Annotated in this window: 20 protein-coding genes and 1 pseudogene; 11 read left to right on the top strand and 10 right to left on the bottom strand. The window is 76.2% G+C overall.

Annotated features, from left to right (window positions below):
* Window positions 1-213: 213 nt before the first annotated feature.
* From ACLJT4_RS22260 to ACLJT4_RS22245, 4 genes are all read right to left on the bottom strand, one after another.
* Entirely contained in the window at window positions 214-297 is an 84-nt protein-coding gene (locus tag ACLJT4_RS22260; RefSeq protein ID WP_350257049.1) for a putative leader peptide, read from the bottom strand.
* Between the two features lie 160 nt (window positions 298-457).
* Entirely contained in the window at window positions 458-1,051 is a 594-nt protein-coding gene (locus tag ACLJT4_RS22255) for a GNAT family N-acetyltransferase (RefSeq protein WP_411124440.1), read from the bottom strand.
* Between the two features lie 99 nt (window positions 1,052-1,150).
* A complete protein-coding gene (locus ACLJT4_RS22250; protein WP_411124438.1) occupies window positions 1,151-2,035 on the bottom strand; it encodes an LLM class flavin-dependent oxidoreductase in 885 nt (294 codons plus the stop codon).
* Between the two features lie 202 nt (window positions 2,036-2,237).
* Window positions 2,238-3,599, bottom strand: a complete 1,362-nt coding sequence (locus tag ACLJT4_RS22245; protein WP_411124436.1) for a GAF domain-containing protein — start codon at window positions 3,597-3,599, stop codon at window positions 2,238-2,240.
* A 286-nt stretch (window positions 3,600-3,885) separates the two neighbouring features.
* Between ACLJT4_RS22245 and ACLJT4_RS22240 the strand changes: the two genes are divergently transcribed.
* A complete protein-coding gene (locus tag ACLJT4_RS22240) occupies window positions 3,886-4,302 on the top strand; it encodes a hypothetical protein (protein WP_411124434.1) in 417 nt (138 codons plus the stop codon).
* Window positions 4,303-4,471: 169 nt separating this feature from the next.
* Here the strand turns inward: ACLJT4_RS22240 and ACLJT4_RS22235 are convergent, their stop codons facing one another.
* A complete protein-coding gene (locus tag ACLJT4_RS22235; RefSeq protein WP_411124432.1) occupies window positions 4,472-6,118 on the bottom strand; it encodes an acyl-CoA dehydrogenase family protein in 1,647 nt (548 codons plus the stop codon).
* An 18-nt stretch (window positions 6,119-6,136) separates the two neighbouring features.
* Between ACLJT4_RS22235 and ACLJT4_RS22230 the strand changes: the two genes are divergently transcribed.
* The gene (locus ACLJT4_RS22230) at window positions 6,137-7,168 is read left to right on the top strand and encodes a YihY/virulence factor BrkB family protein (RefSeq protein ID WP_411124430.1); all 1,032 of its coding nucleotides are present in this window, start codon (window positions 6,137-6,139) and stop codon (window positions 7,166-7,168) included.
* Window positions 7,169-7,226: 58 nt separating this feature from the next.
* On the opposite strand, the gene ACLJT4_RS22225 is transcribed toward ACLJT4_RS22230, so the two are convergent.
* A complete protein-coding gene (locus ACLJT4_RS22225) occupies window positions 7,227-8,918 on the bottom strand; it encodes an IclR family transcriptional regulator C-terminal domain-containing protein (RefSeq protein ID WP_411124428.1) in 1,692 nt (563 codons plus the stop codon).
* A gap of 361 nt (window positions 8,919-9,279) precedes the next feature.
* Between ACLJT4_RS22225 and ACLJT4_RS22220 the strand changes: the two are divergent.
* The 4 genes and pseudogenes from ACLJT4_RS22220 (at window position 9,280) to ACLJT4_RS22205 (ending at window position 12,714) form a co-directional block, all read left to right on the top strand.
* Window positions 9,280-9,983 (top strand): annotated as a pseudogene (locus ACLJT4_RS22220) (protocatechuate 3,4-dioxygenase subunit beta).
* Window positions 9,983-10,603, top strand: a complete 621-nt coding sequence (pcaG, locus tag ACLJT4_RS22215; protein WP_411124426.1) for a protocatechuate 3,4-dioxygenase subunit alpha — start codon at window positions 9,983-9,985, stop codon at window positions 10,601-10,603. The pseudogene ACLJT4_RS22220 and the gene pcaG overlap by 1 nt, the downstream one beginning before the upstream one ends.
* Window positions 10,604-10,702: 99 nt before the next feature.
* Window positions 10,703-11,530 (top strand): 3-oxoadipate enol-lactonase, encoded by an 828-nt coding sequence (gene pcaD, locus ACLJT4_RS22210; protein ID WP_411124424.1) that lies wholly within the window; start codon window positions 10,703-10,705, stop codon window positions 11,528-11,530.
* Window positions 11,527-12,714: a 4-hydroxybenzoate 3-monooxygenase gene (locus ACLJT4_RS22205; RefSeq protein WP_411124422.1), complete on the top strand. Its 1,188-nt coding sequence runs from the start codon at window positions 11,527-11,529 to the stop codon at window positions 12,712-12,714. Before pcaD ends, ACLJT4_RS22205 begins: the two co-directional genes overlap by 4 nt.
* Here ACLJT4_RS22205 and ACLJT4_RS22200 read toward each other — a convergent pair.
* The 3 genes from ACLJT4_RS22200 to ACLJT4_RS22190 all read right to left on the bottom strand — a co-directional run bounded on the left by ACLJT4_RS22200 (window position 12,690) and on the right by ACLJT4_RS22190 (window position 15,596).
* Window positions 12,690-13,748 (bottom strand): PP2C family protein-serine/threonine phosphatase, encoded by a 1,059-nt coding sequence (locus tag ACLJT4_RS22200; RefSeq protein WP_044380156.1) that lies wholly within the window; start codon window positions 13,746-13,748, stop codon window positions 12,690-12,692. The two genes, ACLJT4_RS22205 and ACLJT4_RS22200, sit on opposite strands and share 25 nt — an antisense overlap.
* Window positions 13,749-14,023: 275 nt before the next feature.
* Window positions 14,024-14,275: a hypothetical protein gene (locus ACLJT4_RS22195; RefSeq protein ID WP_044380154.1), complete on the bottom strand. Its 252-nt coding sequence runs from the start codon at window positions 14,273-14,275 to the stop codon at window positions 14,024-14,026.
* 115 nt (window positions 14,276-14,390) lie between these two features.
* Complete coding sequence (locus tag ACLJT4_RS22190; RefSeq protein ID WP_411124420.1) at window positions 14,391-15,596, bottom strand: serine hydrolase domain-containing protein; 1,206 nt, start codon at window positions 15,594-15,596, stop codon at window positions 14,391-14,393.
* A gap of 201 nt (window positions 15,597-15,797) precedes the next feature.
* Here ACLJT4_RS22190 and ACLJT4_RS22185 point away from each other — a divergent pair, with 201 nt between their 5' ends.
* Entirely contained in the window at window positions 15,798-16,493 is a 696-nt protein-coding gene (locus ACLJT4_RS22185; RefSeq protein WP_411124418.1) for an isochorismatase family protein, read from the top strand.
* Here the strand turns inward: ACLJT4_RS22185 and ACLJT4_RS22180 are convergent.
* Complete coding sequence (locus tag ACLJT4_RS22180; RefSeq protein ID WP_411124416.1) at window positions 16,456-17,283, bottom strand: lipase family protein; 828 nt, start codon at window positions 17,281-17,283, stop codon at window positions 16,456-16,458. The two genes, ACLJT4_RS22185 and ACLJT4_RS22180, sit on opposite strands and share 38 nt — an antisense overlap.
* Window positions 17,284-17,493: 210 nt before the next feature.
* On the opposite strand from ACLJT4_RS22180, the gene ACLJT4_RS22175 reads away from it, so the two are divergent.
* The 4 genes from ACLJT4_RS22175 to ACLJT4_RS22160 are packed head-to-tail and all read left to right on the top strand — an operon-like array spanning window position 17,494 to window position 21,678.
* Complete coding sequence (locus ACLJT4_RS22175; protein WP_016574703.1) at window positions 17,494-17,907, top strand: hypothetical protein; 414 nt, start codon at window positions 17,494-17,496, stop codon at window positions 17,905-17,907.
* The gene (locus tag ACLJT4_RS22170) at window positions 17,907-18,500 is read left to right on the top strand and encodes a 2Fe-2S iron-sulfur cluster-binding protein (protein WP_411124413.1); all 594 of its coding nucleotides are present in this window, start codon (window positions 17,907-17,909) and stop codon (window positions 18,498-18,500) included. The genes ACLJT4_RS22175 and ACLJT4_RS22170 overlap by 1 nt, the downstream gene beginning before the upstream one ends.
* Window positions 18,497-19,510 (top strand): FAD binding domain-containing protein, encoded by a 1,014-nt coding sequence (locus tag ACLJT4_RS22165; RefSeq protein ID WP_411124411.1) that lies wholly within the window; start codon window positions 18,497-18,499, stop codon window positions 19,508-19,510. Before ACLJT4_RS22170 ends, ACLJT4_RS22165 begins: the two co-directional genes overlap by 4 nt.
* 29 nt (window positions 19,511-19,539) lie before the next feature.
* A complete protein-coding gene (locus ACLJT4_RS22160) occupies window positions 19,540-21,678 on the top strand; it encodes a xanthine dehydrogenase family protein molybdopterin-binding subunit (protein WP_411124409.1) in 2,139 nt (712 codons plus the stop codon).
* The last annotated feature ends 6 nt before the right edge of the window (window positions 21,679-21,684 follow it).

The raw sequence follows: 21,684 nt of genomic DNA, 5'->3' as shown, positions 1-21,684 counted from the left end.
CGTCCTTCTGGGCGGCTCAAAGGGAGTGCGGACGGGTCCGGTGAACCCTCGCTGACCTGCGTGGACACACCGAAGCGCGGCGCGCGTGCGCGCGTCGGCGGTGGCATGCGGGGTCGGGGGTTCAACGCGTCCGCGACGATGGGGACGACGGGTGCGACGTGGTGGTGCTGAGGTGCTGTCCGGATCCGTGGGTGCGGACCGGCCCGTGCAGCGTCAGCCCGCCCGACAAATGGCGCTGGACATGCGGCCGAGGTCGACGTGCCGCCGACTCACCAAGGCAATTCCAGCTCGAGACATGACGGAAGCGTGGCACGGGGCTCTCCGGACAGTCCACCGTCATCCAAAATATGGACATGCTTGTCCCGTATCGCGAGACGGTGTGGCGCCCGTCACGTTGCGGAGGGGTTTCGGGGGCGCGGGCGGCCGCGCCCCCTGCGGGGCCGAAGGGGGGTGCGGCTCAGGGGGTTGCGGCGGCCGGCACCGGCCCGGCGCCCGGCCACGGGCCGGTGGCCTCGACCTCCGGCTCCTCGGTCACCTCGGTGCGGAACAGCCGGAAGCCGCGCCGCTCGTAGTTGGCCCGCGCGTGCGGACCGTCGTCGCTACAGGTGTGCAGCCACACCCGCGCGGTCGCCGGCCGGCCCGGCCACCGCTCGGCCAGGTCCCAGGCGCGCGCCGTTCCGTACCCGAGCAGGTGCCCGCCGATCCGCCGCCCCCGGAAGGCCGGCAGCAGCCCGAAGTAGACGATCTCCACCACTCCGTCCGGCTGGCCCTGGAGCTCGATGAACCCGGCGGGCGTCCCGTGCGCGTACGCCACCCACGTCTCGGTGCCCGGCTGCGCCAGGTGCTCGGCCCAGCGCGCGTACGACCACGCCAGCCGGTCGGTCCACAGGACGTCCCCGCCGACCGCCGTATAGAGGAAGCGGCTGAACTCCGGCGAAGGCACCTCGGACCGGACGATCCGGACGTCCTGCTCGGCGGCCGGCTCCGCGCCGGGCGAGAGCGCGGCGCGCGAGGTCTGTTCGAGGTGCCAGATGGTGACGGGGTGGCTCATGGCGCCAGCACATCACACGGCGGGCGCCGGGCCGTACGGCGGTCCGAGGGCCGGGACGCGCCCGGACCGCCGCGGGCGACGGAGCCGGCTGGGTGTGTCCTAGGCGGTCACGCCCGGCCACGCGCCGTCCGCCGCGAAGACCGCGTCCGCGAGCCGCTCGACCTGGTCCGGGTCCGGCGACCAGCAGTACAGCATCACCTCGTCCGCCCCGCTCGCGAAGTACCCGGCGACCGCCTCGCGCAGCGCGGCCGGCGTGGTGAGCAGACCGTCGACGACGTGGTCGGTGTACGGGGTGGCGCCGTAGTACGCGCGTAGTTCGTGGCGGGCGCGGTCCACGACGGCGGCGGGCCCGAGGGCGACGTTCACCTGGGCCAGCAGCCGGGGGCGGCCGGCCCGACCGGCCCGCTCCCAGGCCGCCTCCACATCACGGAACATCCCGTCCATCTGGTGGGACGGCAGGGCCGCCCCGAGGAACCCGTCGCCCCAGCGGGCGACCCGTTCCACCACGGCCGGCACGAACCCGCCGAACAGCACCTCCGGCCCGCCCGGCCGTGCCGGTGCGGGCCCGACCGGGCCGACGTCCGCGGACAGCGGCCCGCCGGCCCACAGGCGCCGCAGCGCGGCCAGCTGCCCGTCGAGCCGACGCCCCCGGGTGCGCAGGTCCACCCCCGCGGCCAGGTAGTCGTCGGCGCGCCCGCCGATGCCGATGCCGAGTGTGAACCGCCCGCCGGACAGCAGGTCGAGCGTGGCGGCCTGCTTGGCCAGCAGCGCGGTGCGGTGCAGCGGAGCCAGCAGCACCTCGGTCTGCAGGCGCACCCGGGTGGTCGCGCCGGCCAGCGCGGCCAGGGTGACCAGGGGCTCGGGGTTGGCGTACACCAGCCGGTCGAGCAGGGCGACGGTGGAGAAGGGGCTGGCGTCGGCGCGCCGCGCCCAGGTCAGGAGTCGGGTGGGGTCGGAAATGGGAAGGCCAAGGCCCACGGACACGGAAATCCTCCAGGAACGGCATGCCAGGGCATGCGGGAACGCGGATGGTCGTGTCGCCCACTCGTCTGGTCCGGCGCGTCATGCGCGTACCGGCTGCTCCCGTTCTGCGACGTCCTTCTGGAGAGCTGCGTCAGAGTGCGCCCACCGTAGCGGCGGGCGGCGCGCCCGCGCACCGCAATTTCCGGCGGGCACGCCCGGCCGCTCACGCCAGACCGTGCCCGGCCCCCGCCCGCCGGGCCGCCAGCACCGTCGGCGCGGTGGAGTGCGGCAGCAGTTCCACCGCCCGGGTCGGCAGGCGGAGCTCCACCTCCACCCCGTCCGCGAAGCGGTACGGGCGGTGGGCCAGCACCCCCGCGAGGTTGCGCCGCAGCCGGGACAGCTCGGCCCGGACCGTGACCGTGCGCCCGCCGTCGCCGAAGAGGTCCCGGGCCAGTTCGGCGGCGCTGCGCCCGCGCGGATGGGCGGCCAGCACGAACAGCAGCTCCGCGTGGCGCGGGGTCAGCGCGTGCGACCAACTGCCCGCCGGACCGGCCACCGTCACCGCCGGCCCGCCGGGCCCGCCGAGGTCCAGCACCACCCGGGGCGGCTCCGGCGCCGGCTCCGGCCGGCCGAGCCGGATCAGCCAGCCGCCGGGCAGCGGCTCCAACGTGCACATCCCGTACCGCGGCAGCCACACCGGCCCGGCCTCCGGCTCCTTGGGCAGCGCCACCCGGTCCGGCGGGGTCATCCCCGTCACCGCCGCCGTCCAGCCGTGCGCGTCGATGGCCAGCGCCCGCCCGCCGATCCGGGCCAGCATCGGCGCCGCGCTGGACCGCAGCCGCTCCAGGGACGCGTGGTGCCGGGTCCGCAGCTCGCCCTCGGCGAGCCGGGCCACCGCGGAGACCAGCGCCAGCGTCGTCGGATGGAAGGAGTACGCCGGCCCGCTGACGTCCACCGTGCCCAGCAGCCGCCCGTCGCGCGGGTCGTGCAGCGGTGCCGCGGCGCACGTCCACTGGTGGTGGCTGCGCAGGAAGTGCTCAGCGGAGTGCACCAGGACGGGGCTGCGGGCCACCAGCGCGGTGCCGATCGCGTTGGTGCCGACCACCCCCTCCGTCCAGTCGGCGCCCTTGTCGAAGCCGAGCCGGTCGGCCATCCGCCGGATCGGGGCGCTGCCGTCGCGCCACAGCACCCTTCCCTCGGCGTCGGTGACCACCATGATCTGCTGGGCGGCGTCGGCGGTCGGCAGCAGTCCGCCGCTGAGCACCGGCAGCACCGAAGCCAGCTGGGACTTCTGCCGTCGGAACTCCAACTCGGCCATGCCCAAGGGGTGTTGGTCGTTCGCGCGCTCCGGGTTCACGCCGCGGTCCAGCACCCGCCGCCAGGATTCGCCGATCACCGCGCGGGGCGTGTCCCGGGGTGCCTCCGCCGCCGCGTGGTCGCCGGCCAACGTCGCCTCGTGGAGCCCGGCCAGCCGCCGTGCGGTCTCCCGGATGTCCTGGGCCGCGTGGACGGCGCCGGCGATCGGTCTCTCGGTCGGCCGGGCGCCGGTCCGCTCGCCGGCCCTGTCGATCGGTCTGTCGCTCACGCTGCTCTCCGTTGCCCCTGCGTCCGGTCCGTGCCCATCGTGCCGTCAGGAGCTGTTTCGCGAGGCCCCATTGGCCAGATCTGTTGCAACGGAATGCAACTGTTGTGGCCTATGACGCTTCCGGGGAAATCTGGTCACCAGCGGCCGATGGCGTCCCTCCCCGCGCCGGGAGCGTGCGGGGCCCACCCGGAGGTTTCGCCGGACACCCGACGGAGAACCCGCCGGTGCCCGCCGGGGACGCGATCGGCCGCCCGCGTCGTCGGCACGGTGTGGGAGGGGGCTCACCATGGTCGCCGCCGTCCCGCGTGTCGTGGTGATCGGTACCGGCGAGGGCGGCCGGATCGCCCGGGCCGCCCGCCTGGCCGGACACTACGGCGTGCCCCGGCTGTCCGCGGTCGACGTCCTGATCAGGCGTCAGCCGCTGCCCGCCGCGGGCTACGTGATCGACGGTGCGCCGCAACTCCTCGACCGGGTCGCGCGCTTCGGCGGTCCGTTGCCCGCACCGGCCTTCGCCGACCTCGTCGTGCACCTGCGCGAGGCGGAGCAGGACGGCACGGGTGACGCCTCCCGCGTGATCCGGTACTACGAGGCGCGCGGCGTCCTGATCGGTTTCCGGCCGGACGTGCCGGACGCCGAGATCATCGTGGCCATCGACGCGGCGCTGCGCGGGCGCACCGCACCGCAGCCGCCGCGATGGCCCTGAAGACCGGGATCGGTGCCGAGTCGGCGCAGCACCGCTCCCCGCCCGGCGCGGCGGTGGTTCATCCCCTGTCCGTCCCCACCCGGAGCCCGGTTGTTGAGGGCTCCGGACGGGGACGCGGAACCGCCGCCGCGCCATCCGCGGACCGGGCGGGCGCGCCCGGCGGCACGCCCTACTCCGCCACCGGCACCGGCCGCGCCCGCTCCACCACCGCCGCCAGGTCCAGCGTGTGCGGCAGCGTGCCGAACGCCGCCCCCGCGTCGCCGCCGAGCCGCGCGGCGCAGAACGCGTCGGCGACCTCCGGCGGCGCGTACCGCACCAGCAGCGCCCCCTGGAGCACCAGCGCCAACCGCTCGGCCAGTCGCCGGGCCCGGGCCTCGATGCCCTCCAGGTCGGCGAGTTCGGTCAGCAGGGCCGTGATCGCCCGGTCCAGTCGATGGTCCGCGCCCCGTGCGGCGCCGATCTCGGTCAGGTAGGCGTCGAGCGCCGCGGGCTCCCGCCGCAGGGCCCGCAGCACGTCGAGCGCCTGGACGTTGCCGGCGCCCTCCCAGATCGAGTTCAGCGGGGCCTCGCGCAGCAGCCGCGGCAACCCCGACTCCTCCACGTAGCCGTTGCCGCCCAGGCATTCCAGCGCCTCCGCCACCACCGGCGCACACCGTTTGGCCACCCAGTACTTGGCCGCCGGCACCGCGAGGCGCAGGAAGGCCCGGTCCCGCGCGGTGCCGCCGTCGCAGGCCGCCGCCAGCCGCAGCGCCAGCGTGGTCGCCGCCTCCGACTCCAGCGCCAGATCGGCCAGGACGTTGCGCATCAGCGGCTGGTCGGTCAGCCGGCGCCCGAACGCCTCCCGGTGCGCGGTGTGGTGCAGCGCCTGCGCCGCCGCCTGCCGCATCAGCGCCGCCGACGCGGTGACGCAGTCCAGCCGGGTCGCCGCGACCATGTCGAGCAGGATGGCGACCCCGCGCCCCTCCTCACCGACCCGCTGCGCCCAGGTGCGGCCGTCGAACTCGACCTCCGCCGAGGCGTTGGAACGGTTGCCCAGCTTGTCCTTGAGCCGCTGGATCCGGAACGCGTTGCGGGTGCCGTCCGGCAGCACCCGCGGCAGCAGGAAGCAGGTCAGCCCGCCCGGCGCCCGCGCCAGCACCAAGAACGCGTCCGACATCGGCGCCGAACAGAACCACTTGTGGCCCGTCAGGACGTACTCCCCGGCCGCCGCCAGCGGCTCGGCGCGGGTGGTGTTCGTCCCCACGTCGCTGCCGCCCTGCTTCTCGGTCATCGCCATCCCGGCCAGCGCACCGGCCTTCCGCGCCGCCGGCCGCAGCTCCGCCTCGTAGACCCGCGAGGTCAACAGCGGCTCCCACGCCGCGGCCAGCGCGGGTTCGGCCCGCAGTGCCGGGACCGCCGCGTGGGTCATCGACAGCGGGCAGCCCTGTCCGGCCTCCACCTGGGTCCACACCAGGAAGCCCGCGGTGCGCCGCAGGTGCCCGTGCGGACGGGACCAGGCGTCGGTCAGCCCGGCCGTCACGGCGTGCCCGAGCAGCCGGTGCCAGGCGGGGTGGAAGTCCACCTCGTCGATGCGGTGCCCGTAGCGGTCGTGGGTGCGCAGCACCGGCGGGTACGCGTTGGCCTGTTCGCCCCAGCGCTGCGCCTGGGCCGAACCGGCCGCTTGCCCCAGCCGCCCCAGTTCCTCGCGCACCTCGTCGAGGTGGTCGCCGGCGACGTACCGGGCCACCCCCTCGGTGAGCGCCGGGTCGGCGGCGAAGACGTCGTAGCCGAGCAACGGCGGTGGTTGGTTCGTCACGGTATGAGTGGTGGCTGCCATGCCCGATACGGTAAGGAGGTGCAGCCGCCGAACGAACCGACCGAACCGCACGGACCGCGCCGGGGACGTCTGACCCGCGCCCGGGTGCTGTACCGCAACGTCTCCAAACGGCGCCTGACCTGGCTGCTGCTCAAGGACATCGTCGACACCTGCATGCGCTACCGCGTCACCGGGCTGGCCGCCGAGGCCGCGTTCTGGTGCCTGCTCTCGCTGCCCCCGCTGATCCTGGGCCTGCTCGGCGTCCTCGGCTACACCGAGCCGTGGATCGGCCACACCACGCTGGAGAACTTCCGCTCCCACCTCCTGCACGCCGCCGGCACCGTGCTGTCCAACCGGGGCGTCGACGAGGTCGCCCGCCCGCTGCTGAACGACGTCTTCACCGGCCACCGCCCCGACGTCATCTCGCTGGGCTTCGCCATCGCCCTGTGGTCCGGCTCCCGCGCGCTCAACGTCTTCGTGGACACCATCACGATCATGTACGGGCTGGACGGCCACCGCGGCATCGTCAAGACCCGCGTGCTGTCCTTCGTGCTCTACGTCGCCGGGCTCGCGGTCGGTGCGATCGCGCTGCCGCTGATGGTGGCCGGTCCGGACGTGGTGGTCGGCTGGCTGCCGGCCAGCGGGGACGTCGTCCGGGCGCTGTACTGGCCGGTCGTGCTGGTGCTGTCCATCGCCTTCCTCACCACCCTCTACCACGTCTCGGTGCCGGTCCGTTCGCCCTGGCGGGAGGACATCCCCGGCGCCGTGGTCGCCCTGGCGATGTGGATCCTCGGCAGCTTCCTCCTCCGCCTGTACCTGACCGCGGCCGTGGAGGGCCCCACCATCTACGGTTCGCTGGCCGCGCCGGTCGCGGTCCTGCTGTGGATCGGCGTCTCCGCCTTCGCGGTGCTGGTCGGCGCCGCCATGAACGCCGCACTGGACCGGGTGTGGCCGTCGGTCGCCACCGCCGCCGCCCGGGCCGAGATCGAACGGCGCCGCGCCGCGGCGGACCGGGCCGCGGCCGAGCGCGGCGGTGACGGGCCCACGGCGCCGACGGACCCGCCGCGGTGACGTACCCGCGCCGCCGACCGGGGCGCGCGGCGGTCGACGCGCGCCGGCGCCGCCCGACTCACGGCAGCGCCACCGGCAGGTAGCGCCCGGCCACCCGCAGGTCGGCCTCGACGGCGGCGGCGGCCTCGCGCAGCGCCGGCAGCACGGCGGCCCGGGTGGCCGCCGGCGACCGGTCGCCCGCGTGGGTGGACACGCCGAGCGCGGCCACCGCGCGGCCGCCGCCGTCGCGCACCGGGACCGCCACGGACCGCAGGCCCGGCTCCCGTTCGTCGTCCACCAGGGCGTGGCCGTCGGCCCGGACGCGGTCGAGGAGGAGCGGGGGCCCGGCCGGTCCGGGCGCGCTGCGGTGCTCCGGGCGGGCGGTGCGCCCGGCGGCCGGCGAGGCCGCCAGCAGGACCCGGCCCGCGGCGGTGGCGTGTGCCGGGGCGCGGCTGCCCGGGCTGATCGTGACCCGCATGATGCGCGCCGCGAGGACCCCGATGACGTACTGCACGGCCGGCCGGGCGTCCGCACCGTCGGCGGTCAGCACCGCCAACGACGCCGACTCCCCGACGCGTTCGGCCAGCGCGGTCAGGTGGGGCCGGGCCAGGTCCGGCAGGGTGAGCCCGGAGAGCCGGGCGAAGCCGAGCTCCAGCACCCTGGGGGCGAGGCGGAACCGGCCACCGTCGGCCGTGGTGTAGCCGAGGTGCTCCAGGGTGATCAGGGCGCGCCGGGCGGTGGCGCGGGGGAGCCCGGCCGCCTCGGCGACCGCGGAGAGCGTCAGCGCGGCCCGGCCGGTGCCGAACGCGGTGAGCACGGCCAGCCCGCGGGCGACGGACTCCACGAATCCCGGGCCCAGTTGCCGCTTCGAGGCGCGCCGCCAGGCGGCCGGGCGGCCGTCGTCCGCGACCGTGGCGGGGGCCGGCGCGGTCAACGCCCGCTCCATGGCGAGGACCGTCGCGCGAAGCCGGGGCAGGACCGCGTCCGGGAGCGCCGCGGCCGGGTGGCGACTGGTGTGGCTGACCACGCTCACCGCGCAGACCGTGCGGCCGGCCGGGTCCCGGACCGGCATCGCCACGGCGATCAGGCCCGGTTCGATGAGCTGGTCGTCGAGCGACCAGCCGGCGGTCCGGGCCGCGGCCACCCGCGCGGTGAAGTCCGCCGCGAGCCGCCGGCCGCCGGCCGGCGCGGCGTCCGCCGGCCCCCGGGGCGGCACCGCGGGGAAACCCGCGTCGGCCGGGTCGGCGGCCCGCCGCGCCCGCCAGCGCCGCCAGTCCGCCGGTGCCCAGTCCGCCGCGAACAGCGCGCCCGGCGCCCCGCGTTCGGCCGGCAGCAGGTCGCCGATGCGGAACGCCAGCGACACCGCGCGCCGACGCGTCGCCTGGTGGACGAAGCGCAGCCCGTCGCCGTCGGGGACGGCCAGCGACACCGATTCGTCGAGGGTGTCGGCGAGGCGGTCGGCCAGGGGGCCGAGCCGGTCGGGCAGGCCGGTGGCGGCGAGGTAGGCGTTGCCGAGTTCCAGCAGGGCGGGGGCGAGCACCGCGTCGCGGCCCTCGGCGCGGACGTAGTCGAGCCGGCCCAGGGTGCTCAACAGGCGGTCCACGGTGGCGCGCGGCAGACCGGTGGCCCGCACCAGATCGCTCACCGCCGCCCGGCCACCGGCCGCCGTCAGCGCGCGCAGCACGGCCAGCGCGCGCATCAGCGGCGCCACCGCCTCCGGCGGCGGGGCGGGCGGAGCGGGGCGGGCGGGTGACGGCAACGGGTTCTCCATGGTGCGGCGAGGTGGTCCGGAGTAGTCCGGAACCGTACCCGGCGCACCGTTGACACGGCCCGGGGCCGGGGCCAGACTCGGGGCACCATGAGCGTGAACTTCAGTTCACTGTGCGAACACCCTTTGTGAGCAGGTGAGTTGGTCCGCCAGGAGGGTCGGAAGGGCGTCGGTGACCGGCCGGGTCCGGACGCGTCCTGACGGGCGCTCACCAGGACGCCGCGTCCGTCGGGAGTGGCGCTCCGGTACGCACCGGCGCGCCCCGGTGACCGCCGCGGCATTCGTCGGCACGCTGGACCGCGTTTCGGCGAAAGCGGTGTCCACCGCCCGGTCCGCACCCGTCCACCGCAGGGAAAGGGCACCCATGACCGCACCGGCATCCCCCGCCCCGCCGCTCCCGACCCCGGAGCCGACGCCCTACCAGGGCGCGCCGGACCGCTCCCCCCGGCGGCCGCGCCAGCTCCTCGACACCGCCACCGATCCGGAGGCCGTGGAGCTGACCGGCCCGGTCTTCGGCCCCGCCGACGTGCACGACCTCGACGCGGACCTCACCCGGCAGCACGCCGGCGAACCGCAGGGCGAACGCCTCACCGTCACCGGGCGGGTCCTGGACCGCGCCGGCCGGTCCGCGGCCAACTCGTCGAGATCTGGCAGGCCAACGCCTCCGGCCGGTACGCGCACCGCCAGGACCGCCACCCCGCGCCCCTGGACCCCCACTTCACCGGCGTCGGCCGCTGCCTCACCGACGACCACGGCCGCTACGCCTTCACCACCATCAGGCCCGGCGCCTACCCCCTGCCCGACGACAGCGCCTGGCGCCCGGCCCACCTCCACTTCTCCTTCTTCGGCACCGCCTTCACCCAGCGGCTGGTCACCCAGATGTACTTCCCCGGCGACCCGCTCCTGCCCCACGACCAGATGCTGGCCGGGGTCGCCGACCCCGACGCCCGACAGCGCCTGATCGCGGTCTACGACCACGCGCTGTCCCACCCGGGCGGCCCGCTCGCCTACCGCTGGGACGTGGTCCTGGACGGCCCGTCCGCCACCTGGACCGAGGGGACGCGCTGATGCCGGACGCCACCGACCGCGGCGGGCCGCTCGCCCCGACGCCCGCGCAGACCATCGGCCCCTTCTTCGGCCACGCCCTGCCCTTCCCCGGCGGCGGCCGGATCGCGCCCGAGGGGCACCCCGACGCCGTCACCCTGCACGGAACGGTCCGCGACGGGGCCGGTGCGCCGGTGGCGGACGCCCTGCTGGAGTTCTGGCAGGCCGGCCCGGACGGCGGCCCGGCGGCCGGCGCACCCGGCTCGCTGCGCCGGGACCCGGCCACCGGCGCGCTCCTCGGCCGGGACGGCGCGGTGTTCACCGGCTTCGGCCGGGTCCCCACCGACGCCGGCGGCCACTACGCGGTGCGCACCCTGCCGCCCGCCGCCCGCCCGGACGCCGCACCGCACCTGGCGGTCTGCGTGCACGCCCGCGGTCTGCTGGAGCACCTGTTCACCCGCGTCTACTTCGCCGAGCGCACCGCGACCCGCGCCGCCGACCCGCTGCTGGCACAGCTGCCCGCGGAGCGCGCCCGCACCCTCCTGGCCCGCCCCGACGGCCCCGGCCGCCTCCGGTTCGACATCCGGCTCCGGCAGTCGGCGGACGGCGGGAACGAGGAGACGGTGTTCCTTGCCTTCCGCTGACCGACCGACCGCGCAGCCACCACGCCCACCACCGGCCGCCCCGGCCCCGCCCACGCACCCACGAGCCCGTCGCACCCGCACGACCCGCAGGAGCCCGCATTGACGCCGCCCGCCGCGCCCGCACTGCACCACACCGTCAACGGCCCGCTCGGCGCCCCGCCGCTCGTCCTCGGCCCGTCCCTGGGCACCACGCTCTCCCTCTGGGACCCCCAACTCCCGGACCTCGCCCACCGGTTCCGCGTCGTCCGCTGGGACCTTCCGGGCCACGGCGGAACCTCCCTGGACGCGCTGGCCGACCCCGGGACGACCACCGTCCCCGAACTGGCCGGCCTGGTCCTGGACCTCGCCGACGCCCTCGGCCTCGACCGGTTCGCCTACGCCGGGGCGTCGCTGGGCGGCGCGGTGGGCGCCTGGCTCGCCGCCCACCACCCGTACCGGATCGCCTCGCTCGCCCTGGTCTGCTCGTCCGCGCGGTTCGGCGAGCCGGCCGGCTGGCGCGACCGGGCCGCCCAGGTCCGTGCCGAGGGGACCGACGCCGTCGCCGACGCGGCCGCCGGCCGCTGGTTCACCCCCGCCTTCGCCGCCTCACCGACCGCCACCGCCCTGGTCGAGGGGCTCCGCCGGGACGTCTCGCCCGGCGGGTACGCGGCCTGCTGCGACGCCCTGGCCGCCTTCGACCTGCGCAGCGCACTGCCCCGGATCACCGCCCCCACCCTCGTCGTCGCCGGCCGCGCGGACCCGGCCACCCCGCCCGCGCACGCCCGCGAACTCACCGACGGCATCCGGGACGCCAGCCTCGTCGAGCTGTCCGGAGCGGCCCACCTGGCCGGCGTCGAGCGCCCGGCCGAGGTGCTCGCCGCGCTCCTCGCCCACCTCGCCCCGCTCCACCTCGCGCCGCTCCACACCACCCCGGGAACGGCGCTGTGACGCCCCGCGACACCACCGTCGGCATCATCGGCGCCGGCCCCGCCGGGCTGCTGCTCGCCCGACTGCTGCACCGCGCCGGCATCGACTGCGTCGTCCTGGAGGGCCGCGACCGCGCCTACGTCGAACGGCGGCAGCGCGCCGGCATCCTCGAACAGGGCACCACCGACGTGCTGCGCGCCTGCGGCGCGGGGGAGCGGCTGGACCGCGAGGGACTGGTCCACGACGGCATCCAACTGCGGTACCAACGGCGTGCCCACCGCCTGGACTTCCCGGCACTGACCGACGGCCGCCGGGTGACCGTCTACGCCCAGACCGAGGTCGTCAAGGACCTGATAGCGCTGCAACGGGCCGACGGCCCGCCGCTGCTGTTCGGCGCCCGGGCGCGCGCGGTCACCGGCGCGGACACCGACCGGCCCCGCATCCACTACGCACACGGCGGCCGCGAACACACCCTCACCTGCGCCTACGTCGCCGGCTGCGACGGTTTCCACGGCGTGGCCCGGCAGGCGATCCCGGAGTCCGCGCGCCGCACCTACACCCGCGGCTACCCGTACTCCTGGCTCGGTGTCCTCGCCGACGTCCCGCCCTCCCACGACGAACTGGTCTACGCTCACTCCGACCGCGGTTTCGCCCTGCTCAGCATGCGCACACCGACCGTCAGCCGGCTCTACCTCCAGGTCCCCAACGGCACCGACCCGGCCGCGTGGCCCGACGACCGGATCTGGGACGAGCTCCAGGCCCGCGCCGCCGTCGACGCCGCCCCGTGGGAGCCGACCCGCGGCCCGCTCACCGCCAAGGCGGTCCTGCCGCTGCGCAGCGCGGTCACCGAGCCGATGCGCTGGGGCCGGGTCCTGCTGGCCGGCGACGCGGCGCACATCGTGCCGCCCACCGGCGCCAAGGGCCTCAACCTCGCCGTCGCCGACGTCACCGTCCTGGCCCGCGCCCTGACGCACCGGCACCGGACCGGGTCGGACGAACTGCTCGACGCCTACTCCGCCACCTGTCTGCGCCGGGTCTGGCGCGCCGAGCACTTCTCGCACTTCATGACCACGGCCCTGCACACCGCCCCGGACCAGAGCCCGTTCGACACCCGGCTCCAGCTCTCCCAACTCGACCGCATCGCCGGCTCCTGGCACGCCGCCGCCGAGATCGCCGAGAACTACACCGGGCTGCCGCTGTCCTGACCGCCACCGGGGCCCGGCCGGTCCGGGTCCCGGTGCCGCGTCCGGTAGCGCACCAGCAGCATCGCCGCGTCGTCGTGCAGCGGCCCCTCGGCGTGGTCGACCACGTCCTCCCGGACGGCCTGCAGCGCCGCCTCCGGGTCGGGCTCCTTGAGCAGGTGGGCGCGCTCGTCGAGGGGGTAGAACCAACCGGCCGAGTCCCGGGCCTCGGTGACCCCGTCGGTGTAGAAGAGCAACTGGTCGCCGGGGGCGAACGGCACCTGGTGGGGGACCGGCGCCTCCGGCCCGTGCTCCACCAGGCCCAGCGGCAGCGCGCGTTCCGGCGGCGCCGCGTAGCGGACCTCGCCGGAGGCGCGGACGACCAGCGGGGCGGGGTGGCCGAAGTTCAGCAGTGTGGCGTGCGGGCCGTCGCCGATCTCGGCGAGCACCGCGGTCACGAACCGTTCACCGGAAAGGTGGCGGTTCAGCGCCCGCTCGACCCGCGCGCCGACCGCCGGCAGGTCGGGCTCGTCGTGCGCCGCCTCCCGGAACGCGCCGAGCACCACCGCGGCGCTCTCCACCGCCTCCAGGCCCTTGCCCTGCACGTCCCCGACGATGATCCGCACCCCGGCGGGCGAGGTGACCACCTCGTAGAGGTCGCCGCCGATCCGGGCCTCGGCCACCGCGGAGGTGTACGAGACCGCGATCCGCAGCGGCCCGGCGCCGCGCGGCACCGGCCGCAGCAGCACCCGCTGGGCGACCTCGGCGATCGACCGGACGCTGGCCAGCTCCGCCTCCCGGCGTTGTCGCATCACCGCGGCCACCACCCCGGCCGCGGTCACGCCGGCCACCGACAGCAACGCGGTCAGCCCGCGCCGGCTCTCGAACAGCCCGCTGTGGACCCCCAGCCCGACGCAGAGCACCGCCGCCATCAGCCCGACCAGTGCGGTGCGCCGCCAGCCGCCGACGAGACCGGCGAACGCCGGCCCCAGCGACACCAGCGGCAGGAAGCCGACCCCCGGGCCCGCGGTGAGGTCCACGGCGCTGACCGCGGCCATGACCAGGTACGGAAGCGCGGCCAGCGCACGGGAGCGGGTGCGCTGCTCCCCCTTCTCCACGGTCAAGGTCCACCCCGGCGTAGTGACGGCCCGGGGACCGGCCGGCCGGTCCCCGGAGAGACGATCGCTTGCGGGGGCGGGCCGAGGCCCGTCCGACTGTCCGAAACCCACCTCCGGGCCCCCGACCTGAGCATATGCAACGTTTGCCGGGGTGCAGGACGGGGTGTCCGTGCCCGTTATCGAATCGCAGCGGGTCCGGTGCGCCGCGGGACGTGTCAGCCGAGGAACGTCCGGGCGCTGTTCACCCGGCCGGGCCGCAGGATCCGGATCGGGCCGCGGTTGCAGTCCGGGCAGTCCGCGCGGGTCAGCGGAGAGGGCACCCGCCGGCCGTGCGTGAAGTAGTCGGCGCGCCGACGGCCCGCGAGGTCGGTGGTGTGCCGGATCTCGTACTCCTCTTCCCACCCGTGTCCGCAGTGCAGGCAGACGAACGCGTACGCCTCGTGAACCGTCTCGGTGTCCCGTTCCATGGTCACCACGCCCTCTCTCCGGGGCCGTCGCACCCGCGGCGGCGCCGGACGGATCCATGCCGCACCTCCCATTATGGCGCCGCGCCCGGGCGTTCGCGGCGGCCCGCGGGCGCCCTCAGCGCCGGCCGCGGACCTCCGCCAGCGCCGCGTACACCGCCGTCACCAGAGCCCGGCTGCGCGGGTCCGAACCGCTGGTCCCGCCCCCGTAGCGGTTCATGACGTACGCGTACGCCAGTCCGTTCTCCGGGTCCGCGAAGGCGAACGAACCGCCCGCCCCGCCGTGCCCGAAGGCCCGGGGGTTGGGGCCCGCCTGGCCCCGGTCGTTGAGCATGTAGCCCAGCCCCCAGCGATGGGCCGCGGAGGGCCCCTCCGGGGTGAGCGCGCCGAGGGCCAGGTCCGGTTCGTCCGGCCGGCTCTGCGAGGTGCGCATCGCCTCCAGGGTGGCGGGCCGGACCAGCCGGCCGCCGGCCAGCGCCGCGTAGACGGCGGCCAGGCCGCGCGCCGAGGCGTGCGCGTTGCCCGCCGGGATCTCGGCGGTGCGGTAGGCGGCGCTGTTGACGTCGCCGGTGGGCACGTACGTCAGCGCCAGCGCGACGCCGGCCAGCGGATGGTCGGCGAGCCCGCGCACCGGCGGCGTCGGCAGGTCCGGGAAGCGCTCGCGGAGCTGGGCGGCGTTCAGCTGGCCGACCATGTCGGCGCAGCGCGGGTGCTCCTCGACCGGCGTGCCGATGAAGACCCCGGCGTCCAGTGGCCCGGTGACCTCGCTGCGCAGGAACGTCCCCAACGACTGCCCGGTGATCCGGCGGACCACCTCGCCGACCAGATAGCCGAACGTCACCGCGTGGTAGCCCTGCGCCGTTCCCGGCTCCCACCACGGCGCGGTGGCCGCCAGGGCGTCGCAGACGTAGTCCCAGTCGTAGGCCCGGCCCTCGGCCAGCGGCTCCCGGGGTGCCAGCATCCCGGCGCGGTGGCTGAGCAGCCAGCGCACCGGTATGGCCTCCTTGCCGGCCCGGGCGAATTCCGGCCAGTAACGGGCGACCGGCGCGTCCAGGTCCAACGCGCCCCGCTCCACCAGGAGATGGGCGCACAACGCGGTCATGCCCTTGGCCGACGAGTAGACGTTGACCAGGGTGTCGGGCCCCCAGGCCCGGCTCCCGGTCGCGTCCGCCCGGCCGCCCCACAGGTCGACCACCCGCTCCCCGTCCAGGGTGACCGCGACCGCCGCCCCGATCTCGCGGTGCTCGCGGAAGTTCCGCTCGAAGGCGCTGCGCACCCCCTCGAACCCCGGTGCGCAGCGGCCGTTGACGGTGACAGCCTCCACGGTGGCCCTCCTCGCGTCGTCGCGGTGCGGTCGGATGCCGCGCCCCGCCGCACGGAACGCCCACGCACGGAACCGACGCACGCACGGCCGGAGCACCTACGGATGATCCGCCCGGATCGATGCCCGTGGCAACCATGCCCGTCCGGCCGGTACCTTTCCCGCCCGTCCGGCCGAGTGCCGCGTTCGACGATGATGGCCCCCATGACCGCCGTGACCGCCGTGCCCCCCGAGACCGCCGTGCCCGCCCGGCCGCTCCGCCCCGTCCAGGCCCTCCTCGTCGTCGACGTCCAAACCGCGTTCGTCTCCGGGGCCGAGGCGGTCCCCGAGGCGGACCGGGTCCTGGACCGCACCCGTGGCCTGCTCGCCCGCGCCCGCACCGCCGGCGCCCTCGTCGTCCACCTCCAGAACGACGGCGCGCCCGGCACCGTCGACGCCCCGCACACCCCCGGCTGGGAACTCCACCTCCCCGTCGAGCCCGGCCCCCGCGAGCACGTGGTCCGCAAGACCGAGGACGACGGCTTCGCGGACACCGGGCTCGGCGCCCTCCTCGACGCGGCGGGCGTGACCGAACTGGCGGTGTGCGGGGTGCTCTCCGAAATGTGCGTCGCCGCCACCGCGCGCACCGCCCTGGAGCTGGGCCACCGCGTCGTCCTCCCGCACGACGCGCACGCCACCTACGACATCCCCGCCGCGCCCGACATCAGCGACACCGTCCCGGCCGCGATGTCCTCCCGGGCCGCGGAGTGGGCCCTCGGCGACGAGGTCGAGATCGTCCCGCGCGCCGCCGCGGTCCCCTTCGTCGCCCCGCCGCTGGCGCCCGCTCCCGCTGCCCCCGCGGCCGCCGCGACCGGTACGGGGCTCAGCCCTGCTGCTCCGCCGCCCGCTCCAGCGCGCTGACGTACGCGGCGACGCCGTGGTCCCGGATGCCGTCGGAGGCGGGGGAGAGGAGGTCGGCGGTGAGGCCCCGGCCGCGGTCCGGCAGGCCGCCGTCCAGCGGCACGGTGTTGTGCACCGCGCCCCGGGAGTCGATGTGGCGCAGCGCGGAGACGTGCCGGAAGGCCGGCTCCGGCGGGAGCTGGGGGACGACGTCGTCGTGGTTGACGAAGCGGTACATCCGCTGCGTGAAGGCGGTGTTGAACTCCCGGGCCAGGCCCGGGTCGCAGGTGCGGGGCTGGCCGAAGGTGTAGACGCCGTCGGCGGTCAGCCGGGGGTCCTCGAAGCGGAGCCGGGCGCCGGCCAGCATCGCCAGCGCACCGCCCAGGCCGTGGCCCGTGAAGTAGACCTGCTGGTCGTCGTCGCGCAGCTCCTTCAGCGTCGTGAGGACCTGCGGCCAGACGGACTCCAGCGCCTCGGCGAAGCCGTGGTGGACGGCGCCCCGGCCGCCGGGGCCCGGCCACGGCGGGGTGCCGGCGTCGGACAGCCAGTCCCGCAGCTCGGCCGGCTCGGTGCCGCGGAACGCGGTGACGATCACGTGCCGCCCGCCGAGGGTGTACGCCCGGGTGTCCCGGAGCGGGAACGGCGGGCGGAACGCGGTGTGGTGGTGGCGCACCCGGTCGAACCCCCACTCCCGGGCGGTGGCCTCGATGGTCGGCTCGTCCTGGTAGGCGAGCTCGGCGGCGCGCGCCATGCACAGCGCCTGACGGAGGCTGTAGCCGGTGGCGTGCTGGTCGACGAGGGAACGGGTCAACGGTGCTCCTGGGGGTGTGCGGCCGGCAGGGACGGCGAGGCGACTACGGAGAGCGCCCTCCGACTACACAAAGTAACGCTGCGTGGTCGCGGCGAGCAGGTGCGCCCGTTTAAACCACTCGTTCGAGCCTCGGGTCGCCGAGAGCGGGGCGCCGAGTGAGCCTGGAAGCGTCCGGCACCCACAGGAAGGCCCCACAGGAAGGCCCCCACAGTGAACAGCGACGAACAGGCGTCACCCGCGGAGCACGCATCGGCCGACGTGGTGGTGGAGGTCGAGGGCTGCAAGGCGGCGGACGCCCACGCCGTCTTCCGGGTCCTGCACACCGCCTTCCGCTCCGACCGCGCCCCGGACGACGTCCCCCAGGAGACGCCCGGGCCGGGCACGACGGTGTGGACCTCCACCGTCGACGTCAGCGAGCGCGGCACCACCCCGGAGCCGCGCCGGCTCAGCGCCCCGGTCACCGTCAGCCTCCAGGGCGGCTACTGGGCCGTGGACCAGCTGTGCGCGGGCCTGAAGTCCGCCTTCGTCGTCCACCTCCTCGGCACGGCCGCCGGCGACCAGGAGAAGGAGGTCGAACTGCGGCTGGAGACGCTGCGGCAGCCCGTCACGAAGGGCGCCCCCTGATGCCGACCGCGGACGGCCGCCGGGACGGCGCCGACGGCCCCCGCCCGGTCAACGGCCGCCACTCCGCGCTGACCCTCACCGTCAACGGCACCCCGCACGCCCTGACCCTCGACCACCGCACCACCGTCCTGGACCTGCTCCGCGAGCACCTCGGCCTCACCGGCACCAAGAAGGGCTGCGACCACGGGCAGTGCGGCGCCTGCACCGTGCTGGTCGACGGGCGGCGCGCCAACAGCTGCCTGCTGCTGGCCGTGGCGCACGACGGGCGCCGGATCACCACCGTCGAGGGCCTCGCCGACGCCGACCGGCTGCACCCCCTGCAAGAGGCGTTCCTGGAGCGCGACGCCCTCCAGTGCGGCTACTGCACCCCCGGCCAGATCTGCTCGGCGGTCGGCGTCCTCGCCGAGGCGGCCGACGGCTTCCCCTCGCACGTCACCCCGGACACCGCGCCCTCCGGGGCGCCGGTCGCCCTCACCGCCGACGAGATCCGGGAGCGGATGAGCGGCAACCTGTGCCGGTGCGGCGCCTACCCGCGGATCGTCGAGGCGGTCGCCGACGCGGCGGCCGCCGGGGCGGGGGTGAGGGACCGGTGAGACCCTTCGGCTACCTGCGGGTCGACAGCGTCGACGAGGCGGTGCGGGCCGCCGCCGGACAGCCCGGCGCCCAGTTCCTCGCCGGCGGCACCAACCTCGTCGACCTGATGAAGCTCGGCGTGGAGGCCCCGCGCACCCTGATCGACGTCAGCCGGCTGCCGCTGGACCGCGTCGAGGAACTGCCGGACGGCGGCCTGCGCATCGGCGCCACCGTCCGCAACGCCGACCTCGCCGCGGCCCCGGCCGTCCGCGACCGGTACCCGGTGCTGTCGCAGGCCCTGTTGGCCGGCGCCTCCGGCCAGCTCCGCAACACCGCCACCACCGGCGGCAACCTCCTCCAGCGCACCCGCTGCAGCTACTTCCAGGACACCGCCAAACCCTGCAACAAACGGGAGCCCGGAAGCGGTTGCCCGGCCGTCGGCGGCGCCCACCGCGACCTCGCCGTCCTCGGGCACTCCGCGCACTGCGTCGCCACCCAGCCCTCCGACATGGCGGTCGCCCTCGCAGCCCTGGACGCCACCGTGCACCTGCACGGACCCGAGGGCGAACGCACCGTCCCCGCCACCGACTTCCACCGGCTGCCCGGCGACAGCCCCGAACGCGACACCGAGATCCGGCTCGGCGAACTGCTCACCGCCGTCGAACTGCCGCCGCCCCGCGCCGGCGCCCGTTCCCGCTACCGCAAGGTCCGCGACCGCGCCTCGTTCGCGTTCGCCCTGGTCTCGGTCGCCGCCGTTCTCGCGGTCCGCGACGGCGTCGTGGTGCACGCCGCACTCGCCTTCGGGGGCCTGGCCCACCGGCCGTGGCGGGCCCGCACCGCCGAGGCCGCGCTGCACGGCGCGCCCGCCACCGAGGAGCACTTCGCCCGCGCCGCCGCCGCCGAACTCGCCGCCGCCGCACCGCTGCGCGACAACGGCTTCAAGGTCCCGCTGGCCCAATCCCTCGCCGTCGGTGTGCTCACCGAGCTCACTGACCGCGCCGGCCGGGCCGACCGCGCCGATAAAGGGTGACCCCGCCCCCGACCGCAAGGACCCGCGCCATGAGCCATCCGCCGGAGGAAGCACCGTTCCCGCCGGGCCCGCCGCCGCATCCGCTGGGCGACCCGCTGGTCCGCCGCGAGGGCCGGGAGAAGGTCACCGGCACCGCCCGCTACGCCGCCGAGCACACCCCGGACGGCTGCGCCTACGCCTGGCCGGTGCCGGCCACCGTCGCCCGCGGCCGGATCACCGAACTGGACACCGGCGCGGCACTGGCCCTGCCCGGCGTGATCGCGGTGCTCACCCACGAGAACGCGCCCCGCCTGGCGCCCACCGGCGACCCCACCCTCGCCCTGCTCCAGGAGGACCGGGTCCCGCACCGCGGCTGGTACGTCGCGCTGGCCGTGGCCGACACCCTGGAGGCCGCCCGGGACGCCGCCGAGGCCGTCCACGTCAGCTACACCACCGAACCCCACGACGTGACGCTCACCGCCGACCACCCCCGGCTGTACGTGCCGGCGGAGGTCTTCGGCGGCCCGGGGGCCCGCGAACGCGGCGACTTCGACACGGCGTTCGCCGCCGCACCGGCGACCGTCGACGTCACCTACACGGTGCCGCCGCTGCACAACCACCCCATGGAACCGCACGCCGCCACCGCCCTGTGGACCCACGGCCACCTCACCGTCCACGACTCCAGCCAGGGCGCCACCAGGGTCCGCGAGGACCTGGCCGCCCTGTTCAAGCTCGGTCAGGACCAGATCACCGTCCGCTCCGAGCACGTCGGCGGCGGCTTCGGCTCCAAGGGAACGCCCCGCCCCCAGGTCGTGCTCGCCGCGATGGCCGCCCGGCACACCGGCCGCCCGGTCAAACTCGCCCTGCCGCGCCGCCACCTGCCCGCCGTCGTCGGCCACCGCGCCCCCACCCTCCACCGGGTGCGCCTCGGCGCCGGGCCCGACGGCGTGATCACCGCCCTGGCCCACGAGATCGTCACCCACACCTCCACGGTCGCCGAGTTCGTCGAACAGGCCGCGATCCCCGCGCGCATCATGTACACCTCGCCGCACAGCCGTACCGTGCACCGCCTCGCCGCGCTCGACGTCCCGACGCCCTCCTGGATGCGGGCCCCCGGCGAGGCCCCCGGGATGTACGCGCTGGAGTCGGCCGTCGACGAACTCGCCGTCGTCCTCGACCTCGACCCGATCGACCTGCGGATCCGCAACGAACCCGGGACCGAACCGGACACCGGCCGCCCCTTCAGCAGCCGCCACCTCGTCGACTGCCTGCGCGCGGGCGCCGCCCGCTTCGGCTGGTCGTCCCGGGACCCGCGCCCCGCCGTGCGCCGCCAGGGAGACCTGCTGCTGGGCACCGGCGTCGCCGCCGCCACCTACCCCGTCCAGATCTCCGCCACCGACGCCGAGGCGCACGCCGCCGCGGACGGCACCTTCCGCGTCCGGGTCAACGCCACCGACATCGGCACCGGCGCCCGCACCGTGCTCGCCCAGATCGCCGCCGCCGCGCTCGGCGCCCCCGCGGACCGGGTCCGGGTCGAGATCGGCAGCAGCGACCTGCCGCCCGCCGTGCTCGCCGGCGGCTCCACCGGCACCGCCTCCTGGGGCTGGGCCGTCCACAAGGCGTGCACCGCGCTGCTGGCCCGACTGCGGGAGCACCGGGGGCCGCTGCCCGACGAGGGCGTCACCGTCACCGAGGACACCCGCCGGGAGACCGAGCAGCCCTCCCCGTACTCCCGGCACGCCTTCGGCGCCGTCTTCGCCGAGGTGCAGGTCGACACCCGCACCGGCGAGGTCCGGGTCCGCCGCCTGCTCGGCCAGTACGCGGCCGGGCACATCCTCAACCCCCGTACCGCGCGCTCCCAGTTCGTCGGCGGCATGGTCATGGGCCTGGGCATGGCCCTCACCGAGGACAGCGCCCTGGATCCCGTCTACGGCGACTTCACCGCCCGCGACCTGGCCGCGTACCACGTGCCGGCCTGCGCCGACGTCCCGGCGATCGAGGCGCACTGGCTCGACGAGGAGGACCCGCACCTCAACCCCATGGGCAGCAAGGGCATCGGCGAGATCGGCATCGTCGGCACCCCGGCGGCGATCGGCAACGCGGTGTGGCACGCCACCGGCGTCCGGCTGCGGGACCTGCCGCTGACGCCGGACCGGATCCTGACCGCCCGGGCCGTGCCGCTCACTTGAGAGGGG

The sequence above is a fragment of the Streptomyces sp. x-19 genome (genome assembly GCF_046549115.1).
GTDB classification, from domain to species: Bacteria; Actinomycetota; Actinomycetes; order Streptomycetales; family Streptomycetaceae; genus Streptomyces; species Streptomyces albulus_C.
Note: the sequence above shows the minus strand (reverse complement) of the source record. Positions and strands in the feature narration are given on the sequence as shown.